Source organism: Bacillus cereus group sp. MG1, from assembly GCF_040460035.1.
Taxonomy (GTDB): domain Bacteria; phylum Bacillota; class Bacilli; order Bacillales; family Bacillaceae_G; genus Bacillus_A; species Bacillus_A cereus.
Genome location: NZ_JARVGY010000002.1, coordinates 190,625 through 203,579 on the forward strand (window position 1 = coordinate 190,625; position 12,955 = coordinate 203,579).

Below are 12,955 nucleotides of genomic sequence, written 5' to 3' on the forward strand. Positions count from 1 at the left end.
TTTAGTATCAATATCATAGAGAATGGTGGGAAGAAAAAATGCTTGATAAATTTACCCAGCAGGTTTTATTATCTAGTGAAAAATTTAAAAAAGAAAAAGAATATTGGTTAGACAAGTTATCAGGTGATGTTGAGTTAAGTAGATTTCCTTGTGATTGTCTGTCTTTAAATAATATTCAGGCTTCTAAAGAAAGTTATTATTGTCAATTCCCATCGGATATTGCGAAGAGAGCTGTAGCAATTAGCAATAATTCTGATATGTTACTGTACACTATTTTATTATCAGGTGTGAAATATCTCTTAAGTAGATATACCGATAAGGATGATGTAGTAATTGGAATGCCAGTTTTTAAACAAGGTCAAGAAGAGACGGTTTTTCAAAACAACTTTTTATTATTACGTACTCAAATAAATCAAGAAGATAATTTTAAAGAAATAATATATAAAATTAAAGAAACAATTTTAGAGTCAAATGAACATTGTCATTTTCCTTTTAATAAACTTACTCAATTATTAAGTCTAGATGGAGAGAGTAATAATCTTCCCTTATTAAATACAATAGTAATGTTAGATGATATTCATTGTTATGAGAGTACAGATAAAATAAACTCTGATATGGTTATTAGGTTTATGAAAAATGAAGAACAGTTAAAGGTTCAAGTGGATTACAATTCTATTTTATATAGTGAAGGATTAGTTAGTAGAATAGTTAATCATTTATATAATATTTTAGATATATTAATGAAAGATCCAAATAAATCTGCAATGGATCTAGATGTAATGCCTAAAACAGAAAAGAATCAAATATTATTTGATTTCAATCATACGACTAGAGTTCATAAAACATTACTTTGTGAGACTGTAACAGCTCCTCAATTATTTGAAGAGCAGGTAAAACAGAATCCTAATCAAATAGCGATTGTATGTAATGGAAAAGAAATTACATATAAACAATTAAATATAAAAGCTAATCAGTTGGCGAGAAGGTTATTAGACCAGGGAGTTAAAAGAGAATCCATTGTTGGTGTGATGATGGAACGCTCTATTGAGATGATTGTAGGCATATTAGGTATCTTAAAAGCGGGTGGGGCGTATTTACCGATTGATACCGAGTTACCAAAACAAAGAGTGGAATATATGCTGACAGACAGCGGGTGTTCACATGTACTAACATATCAAAACTCTATTATAAAGGGAGTAGCATTTCAAGGTAGTGTAATAAATCTAATGGATATTCCTTTTGAAGAAGAACAAGTAGAAGATTTGCAGATAACGATGGAACCTCAAAATTTGGCATATGTTATTTATACATCAGGTTCTACAGGCCAGCCCAAAGGGGTAATGATTGAACATCGTTCCTTAACTAATTTTTTGTGTGCAATGTATGAGGACTTCTCTCAAGATATAGGGATAAGTGATAATGTACTATTCTCAAGTAGTATTTCTTTTGATGTTACTATATTTGAAATATTTGTCCCATTGGTATATGGAGCAAGAATGACTATTTATCAAGGTGAGAAGTTTGATGTACCAAAACTTGTACAAGTCATTCTTGAGGAACAGGTCACGTTAGCATATATTCCACCTACCTTATTAAATGAAATATATGATTATTTTGTAAGGGCGAATCAGAAGATATCGTTAAATAAACTTTTCGTGGGAGTAGAACCAATTAAAACAGAATTACTTGCAAAATACGATCATCTATTTAGGGGGAACCTCCAAATATTAAATTTATACGGACCTACAGAGGCTACAGTCTGTTGTACATCTTATCAATATGAGAGGGATAAAGAAATTACAATACAAAACGTACCAATAGGTTCGCCATTGTTAAATACTAAAATTTATATATTGGATTCATTTCACAGGCTACAACCTATAGGTGTTCCAGGAGAAATATGTATTTCTGGCATAGGGTTAGCTAGGGGATACATCAATCGAAAAGAATTAACAGCAGATAAATTTATTGATCATCCATTTGAACATGGTGAGAAATTATATAAAACAGGAGATATAGCGAGATGGCTACCTGATGGTAACATAGAATACTTGGGACGAGTTGATCATCAAGTGAAAATAAGGGGATATCGAATAGAACTAGGTGAGATAGAAGCAAGTTTGTTAAAATATGAGACAATCAAAACCGCCGTAGTAATACAGCGAGAAGATGAAAGTGGAGAAAAGTATTTATGTGCGTATGTAGTTACCGAAAAAGATATTCCTATTCCAGAGGTAAGAGCATATTTAGCAACCAAGTTACCATATTATATGATACCTCAACAAATCATATCCATTCAAAACATACCGTTAACACAAAACGGAAAAATAGATAGAAAAAAATTACCTCAACCTATAAATAATTTGAAATCTAGTCATCTAGAGCCGACAAATTCTACAGAAAGAAAATTAGTTGAGATTTGGAAAGATGTATTAGGAATACAAAGGGTAGGAATACGGGATAATTTTTTTGAGATAGGTGGTCATTCATTAAAGGCTGCTAGGCTAATTTCTATCGTTAATAAAGAATTTAATGTGCAATTATCTATTAAATCCCTATTTAAGTTTCCTATTTTGGTTGATTTTTCAAAATGTATATTAGAAATGGAAAAAAGTAATTATATTTCCATAGAACCTGTAAAACAACAAGAGTATTATTTAGCTTCTACGTCACAAAAGAGAATGTTTATAGTAGATCAATTCGAAGATGGTACAAATACAACTTATAATATGCCCACAATACTTAAAGTAGAAGGGGATATTTGTAAAGATAAGTTTGAAAATATATTTCAATCTTTAATTGAGAGACATGAAATATTAAGAACTTCTTTTCAAATTTTAGATGGGGAATTAGTGCAGAAAATTGAGCCTAATGTAGATTTCAATATTGAATACGTTCATGTAAATGAAAAAGATGCGGATTATTTAATACATGAGTTTATAAGTCCATTTGATTTATCAAAACCTCCATTATTAAGGGTGTTGCTTTTAAGGATAGCAGAAGAAAGACATATCCTTGTAGTAGATATGCATCATATAATATCTGATGGTTTATCAATGGGGATATTAATAAAAGAGTTTGTAGAATTGTATAAAGGAAATGAGCTTCCAAAATTGAGAGTGCAGTACAAAGACTATGTGATGTGGCAAAATGGACCTTACTATAAGAATCTAATTAGTGAACAAAAGAATTATTGGTTAACAACTTTAAAAGGAGAACTCCCGGTTTTAAATTTTCCAACCGATTTTCAAAGACCGACTATACAAAGCTTTAAAGGTAATGTTTGTTCTTTTAATTTGGGAAGAGATTTAACTTTTAAAGTAAATAAGCTAGCAACTGAAACTGGTACTACGCCATATATGATTTTATTGGCCATTTATAACATACTTTTATCTAGATACACAGGTCAAGAAGACATTATTGTAGGTTCGCCTATTGCTGGAAGGTCTCATTCTGATACTAATCATATGATTGGTATGTTTATTAATACTTTGGTAATGAGAAATTATCTAGAAAATGACGATGAGTTTATTGAGTTTTTGAGTAGATTAAAACTCAATACATTAGAAGCTTATGAAAATCAAGACTATCCTTTTGAAGAACTATTAGAAGGTTTAGACTTGCATAGGGATACAAGTAGAAATCCATTATTTGATACCATGTTTGTTTTTCAAAACATGGATATGAATCCAATATCTATTGGTGAATTAGAATTTACACCGTATCCGTTTAAGCAGTCAGTTTCAAAATTTGATTTGTCATTAGTAGCAACGGAAATAGATAATAACATTCATTTAAAAGTAGAATATAGTACTAAGTTATTTAAAGCGGAGACAATAGAAAGGTTAATGGTACATTTTACAAATATAGTTGAGGAAGTAACTAATAACCCTAGAGTACGATTGCGTAATATTAATATGTTATCTATAGAAGAAGAACATTGTATTATGAATGAATTTAACAAAAAAGAGAATTCAAATTCTAATCATTTATTAGTGCATAAAATGTTTGAAGAACAAGTAAAACGGAACCCTAATCAAATAGCCGTTGTATGTAATGAAAAAGGAATTACATATAATGAATTAAATATAAAAGCTAATCAGTTGGCGAGAAGGTTATTAGACCAAGGAGTTAAAAGAGAATCCATTGTTGGTGTGATGATGGAACGATCCATCGAGATGGTTATAGGTATATTAGGTGTTTTAAAAGCAGGTGGGGCGTATTTACCAATTGATACCGCCTTACCAAAACAAAGAGTGGAATATATGCTGACAGACAGTGGGTGTTCACATGTATTAGTACATCAAAACTCTATTATAAAGGGGATAGAATTCCAAGGTAATGTAATAGATCTAATGGATATGTCTTTTGAAGAAGAACCAGGAGAAGACATGCAAATGATGATAGAACCTCACAACTTAGCGTATGTTATTTATACATCAGGTTCTACAGGACAACCTAAAGGAGTAATGATTGAACATCGATCCTTGACTAATTTTTTGTGTGCAATGTATGAAGATTTCTCTCAAGATATAGGGATAACTGATAACGTTCTATTCTCAAGTAGTATTTCTTTTGATGTTACTATTTTTGAGATATTTGTCCCATTGATATATGGCGCAAGAATGACTATTTATCAAGGTGAGAAGTTTGATGTATCAAAACTTGTACAAGTTATTCTTGAAGAACAGGTTACATTATCATATATTCCACCTACTTTATTAAATGAAATATATGATTATTTTGTTAGAGATAACCAGAAGATAGTGTTAAATAAGCTACTTGTGGGAGTAGAACCCATTAAAACAGAATTACTCGCAAAATACGATCATCTATTTAGGGGGAACCTCCAAATATTAAATGGATACGGACCTACAGAGGCTACAGTTTGTTGTACATCTTATCGATATGAGAGTAATAAAGAAATTACAACACAAAACGTACCGATAGGTTCACCATTGTTAAATACTAAAATTTATATATTGGATTCATTTTATAGGATACAACCTATAGGTGTTCCAGGTGAAATATGTATCTCTGGCATAGGGTTAGCTAGAGGATACATCAATCGAACAGAATTAACAGCAGATAAATTTATTGATCATCCATTTGAACGAGGTGAGAAACTATATAAAACAGGGGATATAGCAAGGTGGCTACCTGATGGTAACATTGAATACTTGGGCCGAGTCGATCATCAAGTAAAAATAAGGGGATATCGAATAGAACTAGGTGAGATAGAAGCGAGTTTGTTAAAATATGAGACAATCAAAACGGCCGTAGTAATAGATCAAGAAGATGAAGCTGGGGAAAAGTATTTATGTGCATACGTAGTTACAGAAAAAGATATTCCTATTCCAGAGGTAAGAGCATATTTGGCAACAAAGTTACCACATTATATGATACCTCAACAACTCATACCAATTCACAATATACCATTAACACAAAATGGGAAAATAGATAGAAGTAAGTTACCGAAGCTAAATACACTGGACAATAGTAATTATGTACCACCAAGAAATGACATAGATAGTAGTTTAATTGATATTTGGAGTAGTATATTAGGCGTAAATAATATTGGTATAAATGATAATTTCTTTGAATTAGGTGGTCATTCTCTTAAGGGATTAAAGTTATTCGAAAATATCAAGAGAATGTTTAATGTGCAACTGCCATTAAGTTTATTATTTCAAAATGCTACTATTGAACAATTAAGTGATGTAATAAGTAGGAATAAAGGAATAGACAGTGAGTGTTTAATTCCAATTCAAAATGGGACAAACAAGGATAGTCAATGGTTCATTGTTCATGGACAAGGAGGGGGCATATTAAACTATTATGATTTGGCTAGAGAATTAGGAGAGGATAAGACTGTATATGGGTTACAATCTATAGGATATGATGATAATAGATTTTCAAACTTATCTGTAGAGGAAATGGCGGTAAGATATATAGAAGAGATTAAACAAGTAAAAAAAGAAGGGCCATATGCCTTATTAGGATGGTCTTTTGGAGGAATAGTTGCATTTGAAATGGCTAGAAAATTAGAAGAACTAGGTGATAAAGTTAGTTTTCTAGGTTTACTTGATGTTCATCCTATTGAACAAGGTAAGGAGATTCTTAGTTTAAATATTAAGAATGCCTTTGAAGAATTGGAAAAATTCAATGATCAGTTAGGGATTGAGAAAATTAGTTTTGAGCAAATGAGTGAAGAACAATTAATAGAATCTTTACTGAAAAAATTTACATTGAATAAAAATAGTTGTCAGCAAAATTTTGAAGATCCAATGATGAATAAGTTAAAAGTAATGATAGCTAATAGATATGCATACCTAAAATATAATTGTAAACAAAAAATAAAAGCAGATATCTTTCTATTTAATGCATCTATTAATGACATTCACCCACTAGTAGATTATAACAGATGGAATGAATATACATCAGGGGAAGTATACGCTTTGCAAGTGCCAGGTTCCCATCTGAGTATGTTAGAGAAACCGCATATTCATGAGTTGGTAAAGAGTATAAAAATGAGTTTTAAACAAATGCTCTTATTAGCACATGTAAATAGGTGAAATATTATTTGAAATTGTACACTATTAGTTTTCTAAAAGTCTCATAAATTCGTGTATAACATATTATGAGACTTTTTTCTTTGAGCCCATTCAATAATAGACATAAAGAGGTTAGAAAATAAGTCGAAAATATGAATGTAAAATAGAATATTATCCTCTGAAAATGTTTTTTACTAATCAAAAATAAATAGGAATTATTCATTGAGAGTTTTTTATATTTATATAAGAAGTTAGGTGGGAAGGAAATAATGAATATATATAAGGTACGTGTGCCAGGAAATATAGAACATAACATTATGCAGAAACTTATGAGTTTGGTCTCAAAAGAAAAGCAGATGAAAATACAGAAATATAAAAGAAAGCCCGACCAATATAGCGCCTTAATTGGAGACATTATAATAAGATATTTAATTATTACAAATTTCTCAAAAGAAAATAAAGATATTAAATATAAATACAATGAATACGGAAAGCCTTATGTGGATGAGTTAAATAATTTTCATTTTAATATATCGCATTCCGAAAGTTGGGTTGTTGGAGCTATTCATGAGGAAGAAGTAGGAATAGATGTAGAAAAAGTCCGGCCCATGGATACTACAATGATTAAAAATATATTTACTGAGGAAGAATTTAATTATTTAAATTCATTAAATGTAGAACAACAATTAGATGTGTTTTATGAATTATGGACTATAAAAGAAAGCTTTGTTAAATGGATAGGGAAAGGACTAACTATACCTTTAAACTCTTTTGTTATTAAAAAAAATATAATATTTTATGGTGACATGCTATCTAATGAGGTTTATTATAAAAAGTTTACTATTGGTAAAGATTATAAGCTTTCTTGTTGTGCTTCTTTAGATAGTTTTCCAGAATCAATAATTGAAATTGACTTTGTTGATTTGTGTAATTACTTTATAGAAGATAAGCATTCTTACATAGTTTAAAATGATCGATATTTCCTTAAGGAAAGAAAATTTTCGGAAATTTAATTTTGAAAATTATAAAAGCAAAGATCTGAATAAGTAATTAAACTTGCTGGAGATGCAATCATTTTACGCTTAATAGATTACTTTGTGTATATATTAGTATGTCATTCATTGTTTGTTTACTTAGATCAATGGTTGCAATAACAATTGTTAGCGTTATAGCTGTAACAATTAAGAGGTTATCATAACTAAAAATAGCGAGCCAGTAGAAGGAGTATATCTCTTTTAAAGAGGACTCTTTAATGACTGCAGCAGTAATTTGTATCTTAACTGACAATCCGGAAAACGTTATTTTTGAATGGGTGGATTTTTTAGAAGTGGGCTATAAAAGAAACAGCCAACATTGTATGTATATTATTAGTAAAAAAGATAATTTGAGTATGAATTGACAGAAAATTGATGAAAGAATTGAGAAAGCTGAAAATTCTGTATTTTGAGTATATTTTTAGTGTTGTAGTGTGTAATATATTCAGCAGAGCTATATCATAAAAAATAGGAATATAGACTAACAATAGAATTATATGTAAGTATTTCTGAGTAAAAATAGTATTCGAGTTCATATAGGCTATATATCAACTGCTATACATTAGTTTAAAAAAAATTATAGAAAAGTGTGGTAATGGATCCACATGAATTATATTTCCAATCTATTATTTTTACTTTAGCTGTTTAGTAGTTTTTATTTACATACATATGTAAATACATTTTTGTTACATGCAATTATTCAAAAGGGAGGTAATATAATAATGGCTATTCGAAAACATTTAATTACTCTTGAGGATCTTACTGATAGTGATATTAACCAAATTGTAACTCGTGGGGTAGAGTTTGCCACAGGTAAATCACAACCTAATCAAATATTAGCGGGAAATATAATTGGGATTTACTTCCGTAAAACATCGACTAGAACTCGATCGGCATTTTCTGTTGCAGCATTAAAGATGGGTGCACAAATTGTAACGTATGGTCCAAATGATTTGCAAGAAAATACAGGGGAGTCTATAGAAGACACTACTCAAGTACTTTCGCGAATGCTGGATGCACTAGTAGCAAGAACTGCAGATAGTCAAAAGGAAATGGAAAAGCTGGCATCTCAAAGTCGTATGGCAGTCATTAATGCAATGAGTACGGAAGAACATCCAACACAAGCGCTAACAGACTTAACAACAATGAAACAAAAATTTGGTGAAATAGCTGGATTACGGGTTTTATATATGGGAGAAGGTAATAACAGTGCTGCAGCTCTAGCTCTTTCTTTATCTCGTTTTCCAGGTACGGAGTTATATCTTTTTACACCTGCTGGTTATGGAGTGTCTCCAAGTGTGCTTGAAAAATCAAAAGAATATGCACGATTATCTGGTGCTAAAGTTATTGAATGTCATGATATAAAAATGTTACCTAGTGAAGTGGATGTTGTATATACAACAAGGTGGCAAACAACAGGGACAAGCAAAATAGATCCTTTATGGAAAGATGCCTTTAATCCATTTGCAGTGACAGAGAGAATTTTGACTTTATATCCGGAAGCTACTTTCATGCATGACCTCCCAGCACACCGGGGGGAAGAAGTAGCAGCAACAGTTATTGATGGACCGAAAAGTATTGTATTTACCCAGGCCGAAAACAAGCTAAATAGTGCTATGGCAGTACTTGAATGGTGCTTAGCTTATCGATACTAAAGAATCTAGCATTTATTGTCTTTCAGGTATAAGTTCTATTTGAAATACATTCGAAAGAACATTTACAACTATTTATCTTTAATTATTTTTTTAGATTTTAACCAAGAAAGGAAGCAAATTATGCTCAAGAAATTAGAGAGTTTAGAAAGGGTAATCGGCAACACACCTATGATTAAATTAGAGCATGAAAAGATTAATCTGTATGCAAAACTAGAATATCACAATTTAATGAATAGTGTTAAAGTGCGTGCTGCTCACCATATTTTAAAATCAGCAATAAGTCGCGGTGAAGTGACTGAAAATTCTACAATTATCGAATCTTCATCTGGTAACTTTGCGGTTGCTCTTGCTACTCTTTGTAGGTATATCGGCCTGAAATTCATACCAGTTATTGATCCAAATATTAATGATAGTTATGAGAATTTTTTGAGAGCAACTTCCTATCAAGTAGCTAAAGTGGATGAACGAGATGAAACAGGTGGCTATTTATTAACGCGTTTAAATAAGGTGGAAGAACTTTTAAATACTATTCCTAATGCATACTGGACAAATCAATATAATAATGCTGATAACTTTGAAGCCCATTATCAAGGAATTGGTGAAGAAATATCTAATGATTTTAAACAGTTAGATTATGCCTTCATTGGAGTGAGTACTGGAGGAACTATCGCTGGGGTATCTACACGATTAAAAGAAAAATTCCCTAATATTAAAATTATTGCGGTAGATAGTCAAGGGTCCATTATTTTTGGTGATAAGCCTCGTAAACGGTACATACCAGGAATTGGTGCCAGTATGATACCTGGTATGGTTAAAAAAGCATTGATTGATGATGTAATGATTGTACCGGAGGTCCATACTGTTGCAGGTTGTTATGAGCTATTTAATAAACATGCAATATTTGCTGGTGGATCATCAGGGACTTCATATTATGCAATCCAAAAGTATTTTGAAAATAGGGATGTTCAAAATACACCTAATGTTGTTTTCTTGTGTCCTGATAATGGACAAGCTTACACATCAACTATTTACAACGTAGAATGGGTAGAATGGCTTAATACAAAAAAATCAGTAGAAGACCAATTAGTTTCTTTATAAAAATGATATAGAAATGAGGAAGCAATTATGATGTATTTAAATACTAAACATATCAATGAAATGGGTGTTAATTGGGAAGAAACAATAAATGTCATTTCAAAGGCAGTACAAAGTCTTGATGCAGAAGATTTTTCTCAGCCAATTAAGCCATACTTACGTTTTGATGATCCGGCTAATAGAATTATTGCTATGCCAGCTTATATTGGAGGAGAATTTAAGGTTTCAGGAATCAAATGGATAGCTAGTTTTCCGAAGAATATTGAGAAAGGTATTCAACGTGCTCATTCAGTTACTATATTAAATGATGCTATGACTGGAAAACCATTTGCGACGCTTAATACAGCAATGGTCAGTGTAATACGAACAGCTTCTGTAACAGGGTTAATGATTCGAGAGTTTGCCAAGTTAAGAGATTTAAATAATGTTAAAGTTGGAATTATTGGATTTGGACCTATTGGTCAGATGCATTTAAAGATGGTAACTGCCCTATTAGGCGATAAAATCGAAAGTGTTTACCTATATGATATCAATGGAATTAAAGACGAATTAATTCCTGAGGATATTTATTCTAAAACTCAAAAGGTTAATGCTTATGAAGAAGCCTATAATGATGCTGATATTTTTATTACTTGTACTGTTTCTGCAGAAGGTTATATTGATAAGAAACCTAAAGATGGAGCGCTACTACTCAATGTTTCTCTTCGTGATTTTAAGCCTGATATCTTAGAATATACAAAATCCCTAGTTGTTGATAATTGGGAAGAAGTCTGTCGTGAAAAAACTGATGTTGAAAGGATGCACCTTGAAAGAGGTTTACAAAAAGAAGATACAGTATCAATTGCTGACGTTGTAATCCGAGGAGCACTGCAAAACTTCCCTTATGACAAAGCAATATTATTTAATCCAATGGGTATGGCCATTTTTGATGTAGCCATTGCTGCTTATTACTATCAAAGGGCTAGGGAAAAGGAAATAGGTGTTTTATTAGAAGACTAGTAAAATTATTAAACGTAGTTTGAAATAATTGTCTAATAGCTGCTAAATATCGGTAAACACGACTAATCATTATAGAAAATTAGTTATTTGATAAGCTTAGAATTTATGTAATTATTTGAGGAGCTGTTTTTATGAGTGAAATTATTTCGGCCTTAGATCTCTTACATCCCAAGCAAATTCGCTTTCATGAATCATATGAACACAAAAGATTGGAACAAATTTGTCGTGTAATGGAAAGCGAAGGTGTTTTACGGAATCCTCCCTTAGTATCTGAGCTTAGTGATGGTAATTATCTGTTACTTGATGGTGCCCATCGTATGAAGGCTATGATGGCATTAGGTTGTAAACGCGTTGCTGTACAGGTAGTACCTGATGAAAAAATAAAAATTCGTGCTTGGAATCATTTATTACCAATGGGGGAATGGGTAAATAATTTAAAGAAAGAACCTACAATAATTTGGTCAGGTAAGATTATTGCTAATAAACGTTTGCTTGCAAAAATTACAGAAGCAAATAAACAAGTACATTTTTTATATGCAAGGGATTTAAATAGCGATTTATTTAATCATTTAGAGATATGGCATCGTATTGTCAGCTTATATCAACATGAGTATACGGTACGCCGTCATTCAAATGATACTGAGGTCTGGCCTCATTCAAATGAAATATTGATGAGTTATCCAGAATACTCGTTGATGGAACTGAAAAAGGTAATTGAAGCAAAGTTTTTAATGCCAGCGGGAGTTACTCGTACGACGCTTAGTGGTCGGTTATTGAATTTACGTATACCACTTCATATATTGCGTACGGAAGTATATCCTGCTGGTGAATGGGAAACGTTATGTGGAAATTGGTCAAAATGTTTACGCCTTTATGACGAGCCAATATATGTTTACGATGCTTAATATATTGTTTAATGATTATGATGTATATTTTTTATTTATTTGTAAAAATTTCATTATATGATTTATATTAATTCCAAAATATTTTTATTATGTTATAAAAACTTTTTGAATTAGTATTTAAGACTAATCTAAGAGAGGTTTGTTATCGGATGGGGTAAATATTACCAAAAAAGATAAAGTGGAGATCTCTAAAAAATTAAAAACTTTCTTGGGTGATCAATATTCACTTGAATTAGGAGATTACATAAGCTTTGAGATACTTGAATTTATAATAAAAGAATTAAATCCACATTTTAATCTAGCTACAAAAAATAGGTTGGAAATTCTCTTGAAAAATATAGAGAAAGAGATATATAGTGAATTAGTTTCACATGAAAATAACAAAGTATAGGCAATATTACATGTATTTAAATGTAGAATAGTATAAACCTATATCTACATAATGTGTTGCTATTAATTTGGTAGAATTGCGAGGATCAAGAGAGTTGATGATATACAATTTTTAGAAGAGATGGGATTGTGAAGTGAATATACTTGCAATTTCATCTTTTTATTTTTAACATGCTTTTTGCAATTCATGATTAAAATTTTCTGACGAAGCATTATACTATTAAAAAAAGAATTGATTATCCTATTTTATGGTAAAATATTCTTGAGCTATATCTTCTGAAAATCTATTTTTTACAAGTTTAATTAATATTCTTAATCGTTAT

General features: G+C 31.0%; 8 protein-coding genes. All 8 read left to right on the forward strand.

The features are described from left to right. Positions 1-38: 38 nt before the first annotated feature. Positions 39-6,575, forward strand: a complete 6,537-nt coding sequence (locus tag QCI79_RS28780; RefSeq protein WP_021728625.1) for an amino acid adenylation domain-containing protein — start codon at positions 39-41, stop codon at positions 6,573-6,575. A 248-nt stretch (positions 6,576-6,823) separates the two neighbouring features. Next, a complete protein-coding gene (locus QCI79_RS28785; protein ID WP_021728626.1) occupies positions 6,824-7,522 on the forward strand; it encodes a 4'-phosphopantetheinyl transferase family protein in 699 nt (232 codons plus the stop codon). Between the two features lie 284 nt (positions 7,523-7,806). Beyond that, a complete protein-coding gene (locus QCI79_RS28790) occupies positions 7,807-7,953 on the forward strand; it encodes a hypothetical protein (protein WP_000123021.1) in 147 nt (48 codons plus the stop codon). A 357-nt stretch (positions 7,954-8,310) separates the two neighbouring features. Next, positions 8,311-9,243, forward strand: coding sequence for an ornithine carbamoyltransferase (locus tag QCI79_RS28795; RefSeq protein WP_001007708.1), 933 nt, complete (start codon positions 8,311-8,313; stop codon positions 9,241-9,243). A gap of 120 nt (positions 9,244-9,363) precedes the next feature. Then, positions 9,364-10,341 carry a 2,3-diaminopropionate biosynthesis protein SbnA gene (gene sbnA / locus QCI79_RS28800; protein WP_000914207.1) on the forward strand — a complete coding sequence of 326 codons (978 nt, stop codon included), beginning with the start codon at positions 9,364-9,366 and terminating at the stop codon, positions 10,339-10,341. Positions 10,342-10,368: 27 nt separating this feature from the next. Then, positions 10,369-11,337: a 2,3-diaminopropionate biosynthesis protein SbnB gene (gene sbnB, locus QCI79_RS28805; RefSeq protein WP_021728937.1), complete on the forward strand. Its 969-nt coding sequence runs from the start codon at positions 10,369-10,371 to the stop codon at positions 11,335-11,337. A gap of 131 nt (positions 11,338-11,468) precedes the next feature. Further along, positions 11,469-12,242, forward strand: coding sequence for a ParB N-terminal domain-containing protein (locus QCI79_RS28810; protein ID WP_001289608.1), 774 nt, complete (start codon positions 11,469-11,471; stop codon positions 12,240-12,242). Positions 12,243-12,381: 139 nt separating this feature from the next. Beyond that, complete coding sequence (locus QCI79_RS28815; protein ID WP_000947505.1) at positions 12,382-12,633, forward strand: DUF2164 family protein; 252 nt, start codon at positions 12,382-12,384, stop codon at positions 12,631-12,633. The last annotated feature ends 322 nt before the right edge of the window (positions 12,634-12,955 follow it).